The sequence below is a fragment of the Gordonia sp. (in: high G+C Gram-positive bacteria) genome (genome assembly GCF_052106715.1).
Lineage (GTDB): Bacteria > Actinomycetota > Actinomycetes > Mycobacteriales > Mycobacteriaceae > Gordonia.
Window position 1 is genome coordinate 1 of the sequence record NZ_JBQEDL010000037.1, and the last position, 17322, is coordinate 17322.

A 17322-nucleotide genomic window follows, 5' to 3' on the forward strand; every position below is an offset into this window, starting at 1 on the left:
TCGACCTTTTCCTTACCATGGAAACGCTCTACCGACTGAGCTAAGGGGGCGTGCCTCAACAGCCGGAGACGTCCCCGTCACCGTTAGTCAAGAGCCTCAACGAGGTTACACATACGGACACTGAGAAACCAAAACCGCTGGTCTCCACGAGCCCGCACGAGTCCACTCGCTGGTGGCAGATATAGGATTCGAACCTATGTAGCTTGCGCGACGGATTTACAATCCGCTCCCTTTGGCCGCTCGGGCAATCTGCCATGTCAACCCTGTCCCGGACCATGCTCCGCTCGCACGGACGCCCGGTGAAGGCAACGGCGACTAGAATACAACGACTCTCCCGTGTCCATGCAAATCCGCTGTTCAGGCACCCGTGTACTGTTCGGTGCATGGCTGATTCCTCATTCGACATCGTGAGCAAGGTCGACCGCCAGGAGGTCGACAACGCCCTCAATCAAGCGGGTAAAGAACTGTCCCAGCGGTACGACTTCCGCGGCACCAACACCGGCCTCGATTGGTCGGGCGAAGAGAAGATCGTTCTCACCTCCGACACCGAAGAGCGTGCGCTCGCAGGACTCGAGGTGTTCAAGGAGAAGCTCATCCGCCGCGACATCTCGCTGAAGGCGTTCGAGGCGGGTGACCCCGTCGCCTCCGGGAAGACCTTCAAGATCTCCGGCGACATCGTGCAAGGCATCGACTCCGAGCACGCCAAGAAGATCTCCAAGAAGATCCGTGACGAAGGCCCGAAGGGCGTCAAGGCGCAGATTCAGGGCGACGAGCTCCGCGTCTCCTCCAAGAAGCGCGACGACCTGCAGGCCGTCATCTCGTTGCTGAAGGGTGAGGATTTCGGGATCGCGTTGCAGTTTGTGAACTACCGCTAGTCTTTTCCTCTGGCCCACACCTCTCCTTAGGCGGGTGCCGTTCAACAACTGCCAGGCGTTGATGCGGTGCGTCTATTGACCCATATCGCGCGCCATCGCCTGCAGGCGTGCGACGCGTTCCTGCGTCGGCGGGTGGGTGGAGAAGAAGCGCGAAAGCTTCTCGCCGGCCCGGAACGGGCTCTCGATCATCATGTGGGATTGGGTCGTCAGGTCGGGAGTCGGCGGCAAGGGCGCGGCCTGGACGCCTCCGGAGATCTTCTCAAGTGCGGAGGCCAGTGCGAGCGGATCACCGGTGAGCTCTGCGCCGGACTTGTCGGCCTGGAACTCGCGCGCACGTGAGACCGACATCTGGATGACGGCCGCGGCGATCGGGCCGAGGAGAGACACGAGGATCATCGCGATCGGACTCGGTCCGTTGTCACGGTTGCCGCCGCCGAACATGCCCATGAAGATCGCCATGTTCGCCAGACCCGTGATGACCGCGGCCATCGCGCCCGCGACGGAGCTGATGAGGATGTCGCGGTTGTAGACGTGCGACAGCTCGTGTCCGAGGACTGCGCGAAGTTCGCGTTCGGCGAGCAGGTTCATGATCCCGGATGTGCAGCAGACCGCGGCGTTCTTCGGGTTCCGCCCCGTCGCGAAGGCGTTCGGCGACTCCGTAGGACTGATATAGAGAGCGGGCATCGGTTGATGCGCGTCGGTCGCCAACTCGCGGACGATCCGATAGAGCGCAGGCGCCTGCACTTCAGTGACCGGTTGCGCATGCATCGCCTTGAGTGACAGCTTGGCGCTGTTGAAGTAGGCGTATGCGTTGGTGCCCACTGCGAGAACCACTGCGACGATCAGAATCGTCTTGTTTCCGAAAGCCGCTCCGATGCCGACGATGATCGCCGACATCGCACCCATCAACGCAGCCGTCTTGAGCCCGTTGAAATGCACCGTGCCTCCTGTGGCAGTAGAAGAATGTCTATCTTCTCAAACGTACGGAGCGGGCGTTCAGTTCCTTGCCTGCCGTGATAGCCGTGTCTCAGCCGATCCGGTCGACTGTGTAGCGCGCCAGTGACATGAACGCGTCGTTCGCGTCCCCCGCCGGAAGTGTTGCCAAGAGGGCGGCTGCATCGTCGGCCATTCCCTGCAACTTGGCGCGTGCGGCTGCCATCCCGTCCGAGTCGACGAGTAGCCGCAGTGCTTCGTCGACCTCCGCATCGTCGGTGACCGCGCGAGGCTCGTCGGTCGCGGAGTCGACGAGGAGCTCGGCCAGTCGTTCCGAGCCCGCGGCGTCGTTGAGCGCGTAGATGACCGGCAACGTGTGAACGCCTTCGCGCAGATCGGTGCCGGGAGTCTTGCCGGAGTCGCCGGTCACGGACGTGATGTCGATGATGTCGTCCGACACCTGGAACGCGGTGCCGATGATGTCGCCGAGACGGGTCAGAGTCTGCGTCGTGGTCTCGTCGGCGCCCGCCGACATGGCTCCGAAACGGCCGGCCGCGGCAATCAGCGAGCCCGTCTTCTCCCACACGACACGCAGATAGTGTTCGACGGGGTCGGACCCTTGAGCACCGACGGTCTCCCGCATCTGACCGGTGACGAGTTCGGCGAAAGTGTCGGCGATGATGCGGACCGCATCGGGACCGAGAGTCGATACGAGGTGCGAGGCGCGGGCGAAGAGGAAATCGCCCGCGAGGATCGCGACCGAGTTCGACCACCGAGCGTTCGCCGACTGCGCGCCGCGTCGGAGCGGAGCCTCGTCCATGACGTCGTCGTGGTAGAGCGTCGCCAGGTGTGTCATCTCCAGGACCGTCGCCGAGGTGATGACGTCGCGGTTCTGCGGCTCCGCCCCGAAATGGGAGGCCAGGATCGCGAACATCGGCCGGAACCGTTTGCCACCCGCCTTGGCGAGGTGCGTCGCCGCCTCGGTGAGGATCTCATCGCCCGACGACAGTTCACTGAGCAGCAGGTCTTCGACGTCGGCGAGCGAGGCGCGAACCTGGCCTGCGAACTCACCTGTTCCGAGGTCCAGTCCGGCGAATGTTGACTTCACGGCTGTTCGAGCCCCACTTCGTTCCGTTCGTGCCGCCACGGTTCGGACGGCGCTGCACACCAGCAGCGTAACCGTTGGCGGCGGACGACATACTGGTCGGGTGACGACCGTGACGCCCGGCGACGACAAACCTCCCACCGTGATTCCGGAGAGCACCGACCTACTCGTGGTCGGTGCAGGTCCGGCGGGCGCCGCCGCCGCCGCGCACGCGGCGCGACGAGGCGTCGACGTCGCGCTGCTCGACGCCGCGGTGTTTCCCCGCGATAAGACGTGCGGGGACGGCTTGACTCCACGGGCGTACTCGGCGATGCACTCACTCGGGATGGACGAGTTCCTGGCGGACCGTCCACGTATTCGCGGACTCGAGCTGAACGGCTGGGGCGCCAGTCGGCGTGTGTCGTGGCCGTCGTCGCCGTTCGGCCCGGTCGGCAGTGCGGTGCCGCGGATGGAGCTCGACGACGCCGTCCGCCGCTTCGCAGTAGATCAAGGCGCGAACATGGTGGAAGGCGCGAAAGCGATCGGCGTCCAGATGACGGGTGATCGCATCGAATCGGTGACCGTGGTGCGCGACGGCGAACGCCGTCAGATAACCGCGAGGAACGTCATCGTCGCCGACGGAGTCCGTTCGAGGCTGGGCAAATCGTTGGGTCGGCAATGGCACCGTGACACCGCATACGGCGTCGCCGCGCGGTCGTACGCGCGCTCGGACCGATCGGACTCCGAGTGGATGGGGTCCCACCTGGAACTGCGTGGTCCGGACGGTGAACTGCTGCCCGGCTACGGCTGGGTGTTCCCCTTGGGCGACGGCCTGGTGAATGTTGGCGTCGGCGCGTTGGCCACCGCCCGACGACCGGCATCGATGGCCTTGCGTCCCGTGCTGGAGAACTACGCGCAGATGGTGAGCGGCGAGTGGTCGTTGGCGGGTCCGCCCGAACAGATCACGTCGGCGCTGCTGCCGATGGGCGGCGCGGTCTCCGGTGTGGCCGGCGCGAACTGGATGTTGATCGGCGACGCCGCCGCGTGCGTGAACCCGTTGAACGGGGAGGGCATCGACTACGCGTTCGAGACCGCCGAAGCCGCCGTCTCGATGCTCGACTCGGCGAGCGACTACTCCGACGCGTGGCCGGCGCACCTTCGTCGCGAGTACGGCGCGGTCTTCGCCGCAGCCCGTCGCGCGGCGGGGCTGCTGACGCTCCCCCAGACCGTTCCGTTGCTCGGCCGCCCCGGTATCCGTTCGGCGACCTTGATGGCGACGGTGGTGCGCGTGATGGGCAACCTGTTGACGCCCGAGGACACCGATGTGATCGCCCGCGCGTGGCGAACCGCGGGCCGGACGGCATCGAAGGTCGAGTCCCGTCCCCCGTTCACCTGAGGGCTACACCTGCGAACGCCCCCCTGGCCTGCGTCGTTCAGTTGCGGACTCCGTGGTGGATCGCCGCGATCCCGCCTGTCTGATTCGCCCAGCCGACATCGGCGAAGCCCGCCGCGCGCAGCCGGGCCGCCAACCCCTCCTGATCCGGCCACTCTCGAATCGACTCGGCGAGATAGACGTAGGCAGCGGGGTTGCTGGAGACTCGGGTCGCGACCGCAGGCAGCGCCTTCATCAGGTACTCCATGTAGACGGTTCGGAACGGACGCCACGTCGGGGTCGAGAATTCGCAGATGACGAGTCGGCCGCCTGGCTTGAGGATGCGCCGCAGTTCCCGAAGCGCGAGGTCGACGTCGTTGACGTTGCGCAGGCCGAAGGAGATCGTCGCAGCGTCGAACGATTCGCTCGCGAACGGCAGATGGAGCGCGTCGGCGGCCACCTTGGCGACGTCCCGCCGCGCACCCGCGCGGAGCATGCCGAGGGAGAAGTCGGCGGCGACGCAGGTCGCTCCGGAGGCGCGGAGTTCCTCCGTGGAGACTGCGGTGCCCGCGGCGAGGTCGAGGACCACGTCGCGCGGACGAAGTCGGAGCGCCTTGCGGGTGTTGCGCCGCCAGAGTCGGTCTTGTCCGAACGAGAGGACCGTGTTGGTGATGTCGTAGCGCTTGGCGACGCCGTCGAACATCTCGGCTACTTCGGACGGCTTCTTGTCCAGGCCCGCGCGGTCTCCACTCATGCGTCGAGACTATCTGCGGCGCGTCCGGCGGCCGACCTCGGCTACGCCGAGCATGAGGACGATCACGACTATCCATCCTGCTCCGACAACGGAGAGTGCAGGAGCGATCGACAGCGACGCTCCGCGATCCGCGGGCCGCGCGAGGGTGTCGGGATCGGATGCGTCGTAGTCGACGAGGATGCGCTGTCCCGTGGACAGCCGCGTCGGATACAGCAGCCCGAGTTCCGGGTTGCGGAGGACCCCGTCGGGCGTGACGAAGTTGACGGCCGCATGCAGCCGGTCTGCAGAGATGACCTCCGCGACCGCCGTAGCCTTGTTCGCATCGATCTTGGCGTCGTTGCGATAGGCGCCAGCGACGATGACCGCCCCGATCAACGTCACGACGACGCCGAGTGCGGCGAGTGTGATCTGCACACGCCGTTGCACGGTGGTTGTCATGAGATGTGAGGTTACCGGTCCGTTAGGTCGAGTCGTGCGACGATCCGGTCGTGGAGTGCACGGAGGCCGTCGCGAGAGGTAGCGACCTCGACGACTTCGATTCCACCGTCCGGCGCGGGTTCGGCAAGGATCCCGGGGATCTCGGCGAGGTCGGCGCGACGGTGTCCGATGTGGAATCCGGCGCACAGAGCAGCGAGGTCGGTGCGGTGCGGCGTGCCGAAGACCCGCTCGTAGACACCCGTGTAGTCGCCGGTGTCGAAACGCGGGTCGCCCTGTTCCAGGAGGCTGAAGATCCCGCCGCCGTCGTCGTTCGCGACGACGATCCGGAGGTGGTGTGGCCGCGGTTCCGCTGGACCGATGAGCAGGCCCGTGGCGTCGTGGATGAAAGTGAGGTCGCCCATGAGCGCCACGGTGCGCTGCCGCGGGCCCGCGGTGAGAGCCGCACCGATGGCGGTGGCGTTGGTGCCGTCGATACCCGCGACTCCCCGGTTGGACATCACGGTGACGCCCTCGGAGATCCGCCCGGTGAGCGCGATGTCGCGGACGGGGTTCGACGCACCGACGACCAGACGGTCGCCGGGTGCCATGACCGACGAGACCGTGCGGGCCACATGAAGCCCGGTCGTGGTGTCTGCACCGTCGAGTTCGGCGTCCACAGCGGCGACGACGCGTCGATGAACAGCCCGTGCCTCGTCGAGCCATGCGGGACGAGGCTCCGCGGACGGGTACGCGCGGGTTCCGGTGGCGCAGACGTTGCCGGACACGTCGGGCCAGCGCGGCCCGGTGGTGAGCGCGTACACGTCGACGGACGGGTCGGCGAGCAGTCTGGACACCGAGCGGTGCAAGGTCGGCCGCCCGCAGATGATGGCCTGCTTCGGCTTCAGGTCACGTAACGCCAACGGGTGCAAAGGATTTTGAGGAGTAGGCGCAGTCGGTTCGGCGACGGTCGGAAGGTCCGCGAGTTCCGGGTGAACTCCCGAACCGTGTCCGGATACGACGACGGTGTCGCGCGACAGGTCGATCTCGAGGGGGATGTCGAGGCGCCCGACGGGCGCATTGGTCCACGGATCATCGTCGGGTCGACCCGCGAACTTGCCGGCCTCGAGGTCGGCGAGGTCCTTGGTGGGGTCGTCGTCGGCGTCGGGGACGAGCGGTTCGCGGAGCGGGATGTCGAACTGGACGGGGCCCGCGTTCCCGGTACGGGCGCCACGCGCCGTCGCGAGGACGCGCCCGACGGCCGATCGCCACTGGGAGTTCGTGTCGAGGTCCCGTTCGGCCAACCCGAGGCTGATGGTTGCTCGGACCTGGGTACCGAAGATGCCGAACTGCTCGACGGTCTGGTTCGCGCCGGAGCCCAGCAGTTCGTACGGCCGGTTGGCGCTGACGACGACGAGCGGGACCCGCGCGTAATTGGCTTCGAAGACGGCGGGGCTCACATTGGCCACGGCTGTGCCACTGGTCATCACGATCGGCACCGGGGTCTTCGCTGCGACCGCGAGACCGAGCGCCAGAAACCCTGCGGAACGTTCGTCGATACGAACATGCAGGCGAAGGCGCCCCTGCTGGTGCGCGGCGTGCAGCGCGAAGGCCAGGGGCGCATTGCGCGAGCCCGGACACAGGACGGCGTCACGGACGCCGCACCGGATCATCTCGTCGACGATCACTCTGGCCTGCAAGGTGGACGGATTCATGGCTGACACACTATGCCGCGCGCTGTGGCGTCGACGCATGAGCTTCTACCGCGGCTGCGTCCCGCCGCGAATCATTACGCGGGCGTCCGCAGTGGTGGGACATCGTCGGCGTCGACGGGTTCGTGCTCGGACCGACCGTCTGAAGCCGGCCATCTGACACGTCGCCGTCTCACGTCCCTCCCAAGCGCGACGTTACCCGGCTAGGCTCGACTCCATGAGTCGCGAATTCGACGTCGTCGTCTACGGAGCAACAGGTTTCGTCGGCGAACTCACCGCCAAGTACCTCGCACAGCACGGACCGTCGGACACCAAGGTGGCGCTGGCCGGCCGATCGGAGACCAAGCTTGCGGCAGTCCGTCGCAGACTCGGCGACAATGCGGCGGCGTGGCCGCTGATCGTCGCCGACTCGGATTCTCCCGCATCACTGGACGCGATGTGCGCCCGCACCCAGGTCGTGTGCACGACAGTGGGCCCGTACCTGCGCTACGGGGAGAATCTGGTGGTCGCAGCGGCCTCCGCAGGCACCGACTACGTCGATCTGACCGGAGAGATACCGTTCGTACGGTTCTCCATCGACAAGGTCGACGACACGGCGCGGAGTTCCGGTGCACGGATCGTCCACGCTTGCGGATTCGATTCGGTCCCCTCTGATCTCGGTGCGTACGTCCTGCACAAGAAGGTCAGCGAGGACGGCGCAGGCGAGATGACCGACACGACGATGGTGCTCACCTCGATGCGCGGCGGCGCGTCGGGCGGCACCGTGGACTCGGTCCGGGTAGTCGCCGATCAGGCGAAGGACGCGCAGACCCGTCGTCTCCTGTTGAATCCGCAGGCGTTGTCCGGCGGCCCCGGCGACACTCCGCGGGCCGGAATGAACTCCGAGCCGAGCGACATCTCCCCCGTCGACGCACGCAAAGTGGATCCGTCGCTGCGCGGAACGCTCGCACCGTTCTTCATGGCGTCGTACAACACACGTATCGTCCGCCGTTCCAACGCTCTGCTCGACGGCGCGTACGGTGACGCATTCCGTTATCAGGAGACGATGGCGGTCGGCGGCGTCCCCGGCCTGTCCGCACTGTTCGCGGGAGCCGTCTCGATCGGCACCGGAGCCTTCCTCGGCGCGATGAGTTTCCGGCCCACCCGCAAACTCCTCGACTACCTTCTCCCCAAGCCCGGCGAGGGACCGGCGGAGAAGTCGCGCGACGCAGGACATTTCGTCACTCAGACGTTTACGCGTACGACCACCGGCCGTCGGTACCGATCGCAGATGCGCGCACACGGCGATCCCGGATACAAGGCGACCGCAGTCATGCTCGGCGAGAGCTCGCTCGCCCTCGCGCTCGACCGCGACGCACTTCCCGACCGTGCAGGCGTCCTGACTCCGGCGGTTGCGATGGGTGACGTCCTGGCCGACCGTCTCCGTGCCGCAGGCTTCGTCGTCGAGGCGCACGAACTCACCGACTGATGACGGACGTCCAGGCTCTGCTCTCGGGCGACTGGTACTTCGACACACCGTACCTACGCGCGTTGCGAGACGCCTGCGGCCGCGCGGTTGACCGGTTCAACGCCCTCGGCGCAATCGAGCACGACGCTCGCGCGGCGATAGCCCGCGAGTTGTTCGCCGCGTTCGGTGACGGAGCCGAGATCGTTCCGCGCCTTCGCTGCAGTTACGGGTTCAACATCACGATCGGTACAGGCGTCTACATCAACGCGAACGCCTTCCTCATGGACGACGGCCCGATCGCCCTCGGCGACCACGTCCGTATCGGCCCGTCCGCGAACCTCGCCACCGCACTGCATCCCGTCGAAGATCACGCACTCCGCCGCGCAGGCGCCGAGCGGACCGCACCCATCGTCATCGGAGAGAACTGTTGGCTCGGTTCCAACGTGACGGTCGGCGCGGGCGTGACGATCGGCCGCAACACGGTCGTCGGCGCGGGCAGCGTGGTAGTCCGGGACCTACCCGATCATGCCGTGGCGGTGGGTCGCCTGCCGTGCCGATCAGGCAGTTGCCCGTCGAGGAGTGAGCCGACTCCGGGCCAGTCGGCGAATCGAGTGCGCCGACCCGATCAGGCCTGTCCGGGCTTGAGCTGGATGAACAGCGCATCGAGCTCGGCGCAGAGACGATCGCCCTCGTGCAAGGTGCCCTTGACGAACAGCTTGCGGCCATCGTGGGTCTCGACCCAGGTCTTGAGGGTCAGCGGTGTGTTCAGTGGCGTCAGCGACCGGTAGTTCACCGTGAGGTACGCGGTCCGGGCCACGCCGCCGACTTTCAGCGCCGCCGCCATCCCGCCCAGGTCGTCGAAGACGACCGCGACGTGCCCGCCGTGCGCGACGCCGTTGCCGCCGAGGTGGAAGTCGCCGAACCGGACCTCGGCTTCGACGCCGTCCGGTCCGCCGTCTCGGACCTCGTACGGCGGCAGCGTGATGTTGCCGCGCGACGGAAGGTCGATACGCGTGCCCGACGGGCTGGTCCACTCGTCCACGAGCATCGTGTCGAGCTTCGCGTTGAGTTTGCGTAGATCCTCGATGATCTCGTCGGCCAGTTCGTGGGTCGGGCAGGCGTAGCGCACCTTGCCCATGAAGGTCCGGACCTGCTCGATCATCTCGCCGTATGTGGGGCCACCGCGATCAGTGGTGATCTGCAGATCTGCACGGAAACCGCCCTCGAGCGGCGATTCTTCGGTGGCAGGAATGTCCCACTTGTGCTTGGAGGTCTCCGTCATCGTCCCACCGTATCCGCACTATGTCGGACGTCACCGAGCAGCCTTGGGTTATCGGTGCGGCCCGATCTCGACGTCGACGGGCAAGCTGCCGACGATAGGGTCGACTGTATGACTGTCCCGCAGAACGCTCCGTTTGATCCGACGCAGTGGAAGCCGGTGCCCGGTTTCGACGACCTCACCGACATCACCTATCACCGCCACGTCGGGCAGGGGCGCGCGAACGGCATCGTGCGTATCGCGTTCGACCGCCCCGAGATCCGTAACGCATTCCGTCCGCACACCGTGGACGAACTGCACCGCACTCTCGACCATGCCCGCCGCTCGCCCGATGTCGGCACCGTGCTATTGACCGGTAACGGACCGTCGCCGAAGGACGGCGGATGGGCGTTCTGCAGCGGTGGGGACCAGCGCATCCGCGGGCGCAGCGGCTACCAGTACGCGACGACCCACGATTCGGATGTGGAGGGCGCGACGTCCGACAGTGTCGACGCCGCACGTGTGAAAGCCGAAGGCGGACGTCTGCACATCCTGGAAGTGCAGCGCCTCATCCGCACCATGCCCAAGGTCGTGATCGCCGTCGTGAACGGCTGGGCTGCCGGCGGCGGGCACTCGTTGCACGCCGTCGCCGACCTGACTCTCGCGTCTCGCGAGCACGCGCGTTTCAAGCAGACTGATGCCGACGTCGGCAGCTTCGACGCCGGCTACGGCAGTGCCTACCTGGCCAAGCAGGTCGGCCAGAAGTTCGCGCGCGAGATCTTCTTCCTCGGCGAGGCGTACGACGCCGAGACCATGCATCGGATGGGCGCGGTGAACCGCGTCGTCGACCACGCCGAACTGGAGTCGACCGCTATCGAGTGGGCTCGGAAGATCAACTCGAAGTCCCCGACCGCGCAACGCATGCTCAAGTTCGCCTTCAACCTGGCGGACGACGGATTGATGGGGCAGCAGGTGTTCGCGGGCGAGGCGACCCGCTTGGCATACATGACCGACGAAGCCGTCGAAGGCCGCGACGCATTCTTGGAGAAGCGCGACCCGAACTGGGACGACTACCCCTACTACTACTGACGGCCCACCCCGCTGATCGAGCGAAGTCGAGACAGATCTCAACTCCGCTCGATCAGCAGCAAACGGAGTTCTGCCGGCGCAAACGACGAGCGGTCTCGACTCCGCTCGACCGACAGGACGGGCTCGACCGACAGGACGGGCTCGACCGACAGGAGGGCTCGACTCAGCCGATGATTTCGGCGAGGACGCGCATGTCTTCGACACGCTCGGTGTGAGTCGCCGCGGCCGGCGCTCCGAGAATGACGCCGACGTCCGCGCCGCGGAAGGCCTCGACCCTCTCCTGCACGTACGACCGCGGCCCGATGAGGCTCATCGCGCGGACCAGTTCGTCCGGTACGGCAGCGGCGGCCTCATCCTTGCGACCGTCCAGGTAGAGGTCCTGAATGAGCTTCGCCTCGTCGACGTAGCCGTAGCGTTGGACCAGCGAGTTGTAGAAGTTCTTGCCGCGCGCACCCATGCCGCCGATGTACAGCGCCGAATGGTGACGGACCGCGTTGAGTGCTGCCTCAGCTTTGTCGGCGTCGTCGGTGATGAGCACCGACGTCTGGACGACGATCGCCAGTTCGCCGAGCGACGGGTCGCGCTTGGCGCGACCGGCGGCAAGAGCAGGCCCGAAAGCCTCCTCCACGTATTCGGGGTGAAATAGGAACGGCTGGAACTCCTCGTAGAGTTCGGCCGCGAGTTCGACGTTCTTCGGGCCGATCGCCGCCAGCAGCATCGGAATCCGGTCCCGCACCGGGTGGTTGATGATCTTGAGCGCCTTGCCGAGCCCCGATCCACCATCCGCCTCGGTCAACGGCACCTGGTACGACTTTCCGCGGTGCTCCACCTTTTCCCGGCGCCACACCTGGCGGCAGATGTCGGCGTTCTCGCGGGCACGGCCGAGCGGGAAGTCGTATTTGACGCCGTGGAATCCCTCGATGACCTGGGGGCCCGACGCTCCGATTCCGAGGATGAAGCGGCCGCTGCTGATGTAGTCCATCCCGGCCGCGGTCATCGCCAAGTTGGTCGGGGTTCGCGAATACATGGGCAGGATGCCGCTCTGCAATTCCATCGTCTCGGTGCGCGCGGCGATATAACCGAGTTGACTGACGGCGTCGAAGCTGTAGGCCTCGGGGACAGTCACTCGTCGGACACCGACGGCCTCGAAGTCGCGCAGGTTGTCGATGGTCTCGCGGAAGTCGCCTGCGTAGTTGATAGGCATGCCCAGCTTCATCGTCATTCCGCGATTCTTGCACACCGACCGAACGCTCTGGCCGGGACGCCCGCCTCGTCTCGTAGCCTGGATACGCCCCGATTGTGTTCATCTACGCGACACCTGGCGTACCCCGGCCGGACAGCACCGCTGAACACATCCCATGTCGCGCATCCGTCGCTTCGGTGAACATTTCGTGAATACGTCGGAATGGATGGTAAACTCGCAGTTCGCAGCGGTGTTTTCTATCCCACACGAGTTGACGAATGCTACGGTTCCGGCCGCATAGTTATCGTCATGACCGCAGAGATGATCATTCTGGTGCTGCTGATCGTCACAGCCCTGGGCTTCGACTTCACCAATGGCTTCCACGACACTGGCAACGCTATGGCGACATCGATCGCCACCGGCGCACTCAAACCGAAGGTCGCCGTCGGACTGTCGGCCATCCTGAACCTCGTCGGCGCCTTCCTCTCCGTCGAGGTCGCCGCCACGATCACCAAAGACGTCCTGAAGATCCAGAACACTTCGGGCGACTCCGCGGGAACACTGGTCGAAGGGCTCGACGCCAACAAGGCGCTGATCATCATCTTCGCAGGCCTGATCGGCGCGATCCTCTGGAACCTCTTCACCTGGCTGTTCGGCCTCCCGTCGAGTTCCTCGCACGCCCTGTTCGGCGGACTCATCGGTTCAGGTCTCGCAGCGATCGGCTCCACCGGAATCAACTGGCACGGCATCCTCGGCAAGATCATCGTCCCCGCCCTGTTCGCACCGGTCATCGCCTGCGTCGTCGCCGCGGTCGGCACGCTCCTCATCTATGCGATCACCAATGGCATGTCCGAACTGAAGAAGGAGCGCGGCTTCCGTCGCGGCCAGATCGCGTCGGCTTCGCTGGTGTCGCTGGCCCACGGAACGGGCGACGCACAGAAGACGATGGGTGTCATCGCCCTCGCCCTGATCGCCACCGGTCATCTCGATGCATCGTCGGTCGCCCACGGCCTCCCCTTCTGGGTCGTCCTCGCCTGTGCCAGCGCTATCGCTCTCGGTACCTGGCTCGGCGGCTGGCGCATCATCCGCACTCTCGGCAAGGGGCTCGTCGAGATCAAGGCTCCGCAGGGCATGGCGGCCGAAGCGTCCTCTGCGGCGATCATCCTCACCTCGTCCGTTGCAGGTATGGCGCTGTCGACCACGCACGTCGCGACCGGTTCGATCCTCGGCAGCGGGCTCGGCAAGAAGGGCGCTGAGGTCCGCTGGGGCGTCGCGGGCCGCATGGCGATCGCCTGGGTCACCACGCTTCCGGCCGCCGCCGTCGTCGGCGCACTCTGCTTCTGGCTCGCGCACCTGATCGGCGGCGCACCGGGCGCGATCGCGATCTTCCTGATCCTCGCCGCACTGTCGAGCTACATCTACTGGCGCGCACAACAGCAGAAGATCGACGCCAGCAACGTCAACTCCGAATGGGACGACGAGAGCAACTCTCCGGTTCCGACGTCGACCGACTCGTCGACGACCACACAGGCCTGATCCTCCGGACCTCGAAAGGCACCCCCATGGACATCGTCGAATCCATCATGAAGGTCCTCGCTGCAGGCCTACTCCTCGGCGCCGGAATCCCTGCCCTGTTCGCCCTCGGCATGCGTGCCGAAGCCGCAGGCGAGGGAGAACTCGCGACCAGCACCGGCAGAAAGAACCCCGCGCTCAAATACTTCGGGTACGTGCTCGTCGGGCTCGCCGTCCTCATCATCGTCGTCGGCATCCTCTGGGTGACCCGTCAGACTCTTCTGTACTACTTAGATCTGCGGATCTTCCCCGACTTCGCTTACAAGTGATCTGAAAGGATCATCGACCATCATGGCTCCTTCACTGTTTGAGAACGTCATCAACTGGATTCGCACCGGATATCCCGACGGGGTCCCCGCAGCCGACTACCCGCCACTGTTCGCACTGCTCCAACCGGTCCTGACCGAGTCGGAGATCACCGATATCGTGCTCAAACTCGCAGTCGAGTACGGCACCGAGAATCCGGCGACGCCCGAACGCATCCAGGAGGCGATCCACGCCGTCACCGAGCAGGCCCCGTCCTCCGACGAAATGCATCAGGTCGCGTCGCGGTTGGCGGCCGCAGGCTGGCCGTTGGCCCTCGAAGTCCCAGCGACCGACTAGCGAGCGCGACATGGACCGCTCATCGCTCCTCAGCACGATCCGCTCGTGGCTGCGCGCCGGTTATCCGCAAGGAGTTCCGCAGAGCGATTACGTTCCCCTCCTGTCGTTGCTTCGTCGTCAACTCACCGATGACGAGGTGAAGCAGGTCGCGAGCGACCTGCTTCCCGGCAGCGCCGTTGACGGAGTGGACACGGTCGACATCGGGGTCGAGATCACCAAGGTGACGGACGAACTGCCGCGCGCGGAGGATGTGCAGCGAGTCCGAGACCGCCTGGCCGGGAACTCGTGGCCATTCGACGACGATCCATTCCCTCCGCCGTCAACCACACCGAAGGACCCGTCCTGAGACTCCTGCAACCGCTGGTGCTTCCGTCCACTCCTGCCGTGCTTGAGGCACGACGGGATTTGTCGGCTCTGCTCTCTGGCAACGCCGCGTACCTGCCACTCCCCGACACCGACTCGAACGAGGCACGTAATCTCGTCGAGAGCCTCGGTGCCGGCGCGCAGATCGACGACGCCGTCACACTGGTCGTGTCGACGTCGGGGACAACCGGCCGTCCCAAAGGTGCGATGCACACCCGGGACACGTTGCGGGCGTCAGCCGACGCCACCGCCGAGATCCTCGGCGGCCGCGGCGCGTGGATGCTGACCTTACCGCCGCATCACATCGCAGGCTTACAAGTGATGCTGCGGTCACTGGCCGCAGGACACGACCCGGTCATCGTCGACGTCTCATCCGGCTTCGACCCCGCTTGTGTCCGACCGGCCGTCGACGCACTCGACGGACCGCGCCGCTACACGTCCCTGGTGCCCGTCCAGTTGCGCAAGGCACTCGAGTCTCCGGAGGCCACGGCGGCACTGGCCGAACTCGACGCCATCCTCGTCGGCGGCGCGGCCACACCGACTCCACTCGCGCGCCAGGCGCTGGACGCAGGCCTGACCATCGTGCGGACATACGGGATGAGCGAGACCGCGGGCGGCTGCGTGTACGACGGTGTTCCGTTGCGCGGCACCGAGGTCCGCATCGATAGCCCGGACGCCGACGGAGTCGGGCGGGTGCTCCTCGGCGGCGCGACCGTCGCTTGCGGCTACCGGAACCTGCCGAACCATCCGGCGTTCGCCGAGCCCGGCTGGTTCCGTACCGATGATCTCGGCGTCGTCGACGACGGCGTCCTGCGGATCGTGGGACGCGCGGACGAAGCGATCTCGACCGGCGGTCTCACGGTGATCCCGCAGATCGTCGAAGCCCTGATCGGTGCACTGCCGACCGTCGCAGACTGTGCTGTCGTGGGACTGTCCGACGACCGGCTCGGCGAACGTGTGGTGGCCGCCGTCGTACCGGCGCCCGACGCGGCGCCGCCGACCTTGGACGAGGTCCGCGAACGGGTCACCGAGAGCCTGGACAAGTACGCCGCACCTCGCGAGGTGTTCGTGCTCGATGCTCTCCCCCGCCGCGGTCCCGGCAAAGTGGATCGCAGACGGTTGCGTCAGCTCCTGAGCTGAGGTCAGGACGCGTCGGCGGTCTCCCCATCGGTCGTATCACTGCCTGTGTCCGGTGCAGTCGTGTCCGCGGCAGGCATTACCGGTTCTGGCGCTTCAGATTCCGGCACCGCGTCCGAGCCTGCTTCATCGGTTCCGCCGGTCTCGGGCACAGCGGTGTCGGGCACAGCGGTACCGCCACTCTCCTGGCCTTCCGGTGCGCTTTCCTCGGCTTCCGGAGCCGCATGACGCGGCTCGTATGGTGCTGCGTGACGGGGGACATACGTGGCGGCCGAGGGCGTCGAGCTCACGGTGACGGGCGCCTCGGCCTGACGGCCGTCGACCCCGAGAAGACGATGCTTGGCACTCGTGGCCTCAGGCGCAGCGGTGCTCGTCGGCGTCGGCGGATCCTTGACCACCGTCACGCCTGGCGCCGCCGTCTCCGGCGAGATGTCCTGCAACGGGTAGAAGCGCTCGGCTTGGCGGTCCCACGCGGCGAGTTGGTCGTCGCTGACGGGTATTCCGAGGGCTTCGGCGATCATCAAGTTCAGCAGCGCCAGCGGGTGGTAGGTGTCGTACACCTCGTACGTCGTGTTGCCGTCGGCGCTGTACAGCTTCTTGTCCAGCGTGAGTCCGCGGAGATTCGCATACGAGTGCACCCCGGTGCCCGCATGGATGGTGATGAATCCTGCGGCGTCGACCAGCAATGACGACATGGGACGCAGCGGGTCCCACTGCCAGTTCGCGACAGGATCGCCCCGGACGATCACCTGGACCACCTGTACGCCACCGGCGTCCCCGGGATCACGCGCACCGTCGTTCTGGGCGCCGACCAGTGCCATGATCATTCCGGTGCCCGGGATCTTCTGCAGTCCCGGCTTGAGCCCCCACGGACCGCGCGGGTCCGAGACGAGCAGGATCAGGTCGTTCCCGTCGAGCAGGCTCTCGCGGTACGCTCGTTCGGCCGCGTTTCCGAGCGCATCCGCGCCCTGGGAGTAGCCCGTGTAGACAACGACCCGATCGGCGTCGCGCAACGCCCGCATGATCGCGACGTTGGCGTCGACGCCTTTGCCTCTGGAGTGGTCGTAGGTGGGGGCGAACAGCGGCAGCAGCGAACCCGACGTGCCCGAACTGACCGGCCAGATCGACTCGGGATACCGGACGATCCAGTTCTCCCGATTGCCGGTCAGCCCCGCTGTCCGCTCGCCCAAACCGGTGTCCGCGGTACCGGGAGTGACGACGACGAGTGCGCCCGACCGCGTCTCGTCGTCGACCCACAGTTTCAGATCGTCCAGGTCGTCGCCGAACGAGTCGGCCACGACTCCCTCGTCCGCGTGGCGGACGAGGTCTCCGCTGAAATCAACACTGGCCCATGCCGGTGCCGCCACTCCCGTGGCCATGAGCCCGGCCATCGTCGTGGCCGCAACTTTGCGCGATATCTTCACAGCAAAATCTCAGCATGAGACCGGTTTCGAAGGTATCGCCCAATCGTAGGAAACTCGCAGTCACATGTCTTCGGTCCCGGCCGATGACGACGGCCCACCACC

General features: G+C 66.2%; 17 protein-coding genes, 1 tRNA gene and 1 pseudogene. 10 read left to right on the forward strand and 9 right to left on the reverse strand.

The annotated features are described in order from the left end of the window. Positions 1 to 170: 170 nt before the first annotated feature. Positions 171 to 254, reverse strand: a tRNA-Tyr gene (locus tag ACTIMF_RS15860). A gap of 129 nt (positions 255 to 383) precedes the next feature. Between ACTIMF_RS15860 and ACTIMF_RS15865 the strand changes: the two genes are divergently transcribed. Next, positions 384 to 875, forward strand: coding sequence for a YajQ family cyclic di-GMP-binding protein (locus ACTIMF_RS15865; RefSeq protein WP_442351252.1), 492 nt, complete (start codon positions 384 to 386; stop codon positions 873 to 875). A 72-nt stretch (positions 876 to 947) separates the two neighbouring features. Here the strand turns inward: ACTIMF_RS15865 and htpX are convergent, their stop codons facing one another. Then, positions 948 to 1814, reverse strand: coding sequence for a zinc metalloprotease HtpX (gene htpX / locus ACTIMF_RS15870; RefSeq protein ID WP_442351253.1), 867 nt, complete (start codon positions 1812 to 1814; stop codon positions 948 to 950). 88 nt (positions 1815 to 1902) lie between these two features. Next, a complete protein-coding gene (locus tag ACTIMF_RS15875; protein WP_442351254.1) occupies positions 1903 to 2916 on the reverse strand; it encodes a polyprenyl synthetase family protein in 1014 nt (337 codons plus the stop codon). Between the two features lie 100 nt (positions 2917 to 3016). Here ACTIMF_RS15875 and ACTIMF_RS15880 point away from each other — a divergent pair, with 100 nt between their 5' ends. Continuing rightward, on the forward strand, positions 3017 to 4288 hold the full coding sequence (locus ACTIMF_RS15880) for a geranylgeranyl reductase family protein (RefSeq protein WP_442351255.1): 1272 nt from the start codon (positions 3017 to 3019) through the stop codon (positions 4286 to 4288). A gap of 37 nt (positions 4289 to 4325) precedes the next feature. On the opposite strand, the gene ACTIMF_RS15885 is transcribed toward ACTIMF_RS15880, so the two are convergent. Genes ACTIMF_RS15885 through menD form a run of 3 tightly spaced genes read right to left on the reverse strand, consistent with a single transcriptional unit; the run spans position 4326 to position 7147 of the window. Beyond that, entirely contained in the window at positions 4326 to 5018 is a 693-nt protein-coding gene (locus ACTIMF_RS15885) for a demethylmenaquinone methyltransferase (protein WP_442351256.1), read from the reverse strand. A 9-nt stretch (positions 5019 to 5027) separates the two neighbouring features. Then, entirely contained in the window at positions 5028 to 5456 is a 429-nt protein-coding gene (locus ACTIMF_RS15890; protein WP_442351257.1) for a hypothetical protein, read from the reverse strand. Positions 5457 to 5467: 11 nt separating this feature from the next. Next, complete coding sequence (gene menD / locus ACTIMF_RS15895) at positions 5468 to 7147, reverse strand: 2-succinyl-5-enolpyruvyl-6-hydroxy-3-cyclohexene-1-carboxylic-acid synthase (RefSeq protein WP_442351258.1); 1680 nt, start codon at positions 7145 to 7147, stop codon at positions 5468 to 5470. Between the two features lie 214 nt (positions 7148 to 7361). On the opposite strand from menD, the gene ACTIMF_RS15900 reads away from it, so the two are divergent. Continuing rightward, positions 7362 to 8612: a saccharopine dehydrogenase family protein gene (locus ACTIMF_RS15900; RefSeq protein WP_442351259.1), complete on the forward strand. Its 1251-nt coding sequence runs from the start codon at positions 7362 to 7364 to the stop codon at positions 8610 to 8612. Continuing rightward, positions 8612 to 9052 (forward strand): annotated as a pseudogene (locus ACTIMF_RS15905) (maltose acetyltransferase domain-containing protein); the annotation flags it as partial. The gene ACTIMF_RS15900 and the pseudogene ACTIMF_RS15905, both read left to right, overlap by 1 nt. Before the next feature lie 164 nt (positions 9053 to 9216). Here the strand turns inward: ACTIMF_RS15905 and ACTIMF_RS15910 are convergent. Further along, a complete protein-coding gene (locus ACTIMF_RS15910) occupies positions 9217 to 9873 on the reverse strand; it encodes a PaaI family thioesterase (RefSeq protein ID WP_442351260.1) in 657 nt (218 codons plus the stop codon). Between the two features lie 108 nt (positions 9874 to 9981). On the opposite strand from ACTIMF_RS15910, the gene ACTIMF_RS15915 reads away from it, so the two are divergent. Continuing rightward, positions 9982 to 10938, forward strand: a complete 957-nt coding sequence (locus ACTIMF_RS15915; RefSeq protein WP_442351261.1) for a 1,4-dihydroxy-2-naphthoyl-CoA synthase — start codon at positions 9982 to 9984, stop codon at positions 10936 to 10938. Between the two features lie 163 nt (positions 10939 to 11101). Here ACTIMF_RS15915 and ACTIMF_RS15920 read toward each other — a convergent pair whose 3' ends face one another. Continuing rightward, positions 11102 to 12154 (reverse strand): LLM class F420-dependent oxidoreductase, encoded by a 1053-nt coding sequence (locus tag ACTIMF_RS15920; RefSeq protein WP_442351285.1) that lies wholly within the window; start codon positions 12152 to 12154, stop codon positions 11102 to 11104. A 276-nt stretch (positions 12155 to 12430) separates the two neighbouring features. On the opposite strand from ACTIMF_RS15920, the gene ACTIMF_RS15925 reads away from it, so the two are divergent. The 5 genes from ACTIMF_RS15925 to menE are packed head-to-tail and all read left to right on the forward strand — an operon-like array spanning position 12431 to position 15799. After that, a complete protein-coding gene (locus ACTIMF_RS15925) occupies positions 12431 to 13657 on the forward strand; it encodes an anion permease (RefSeq protein ID WP_442351262.1) in 1227 nt (408 codons plus the stop codon). A 26-nt stretch (positions 13658 to 13683) separates the two neighbouring features. Next, complete coding sequence (locus tag ACTIMF_RS15930) at positions 13684 to 13962, forward strand: hypothetical protein (RefSeq protein ID WP_442351263.1); 279 nt, start codon at positions 13684 to 13686, stop codon at positions 13960 to 13962. 22 nt (positions 13963 to 13984) lie between these two features. After that, positions 13985 to 14296, forward strand: a complete 312-nt coding sequence (locus ACTIMF_RS15935) for a DUF3349 domain-containing protein (RefSeq protein WP_442351264.1) — start codon at positions 13985 to 13987, stop codon at positions 14294 to 14296. Between the two features lie 10 nt (positions 14297 to 14306). Beyond that, on the forward strand, positions 14307 to 14642 hold the full coding sequence (locus tag ACTIMF_RS15940; RefSeq protein WP_442351265.1) for a DUF3349 domain-containing protein: 336 nt from the start codon (positions 14307 to 14309) through the stop codon (positions 14640 to 14642). Next, positions 14639 to 15799 carry an o-succinylbenzoate--CoA ligase gene (menE, locus tag ACTIMF_RS15945; protein ID WP_442351286.1) on the forward strand — a complete coding sequence of 387 codons (1161 nt, stop codon included), beginning with the start codon at positions 14639 to 14641 and terminating at the stop codon, positions 15797 to 15799. Before ACTIMF_RS15940 ends, menE begins: the two co-directional genes overlap by 4 nt. A gap of 2 nt (positions 15800 to 15801) precedes the next feature. On the opposite strand, the gene ACTIMF_RS15950 is transcribed toward menE, so the two are convergent. After that, a complete protein-coding gene (locus ACTIMF_RS15950) occupies positions 15802 to 17175 on the reverse strand; it encodes a PE-PPE domain-containing protein (RefSeq protein ID WP_442351266.1) in 1374 nt (457 codons plus the stop codon). Positions 17176 to 17322 lie beyond the last annotated feature (147 nt).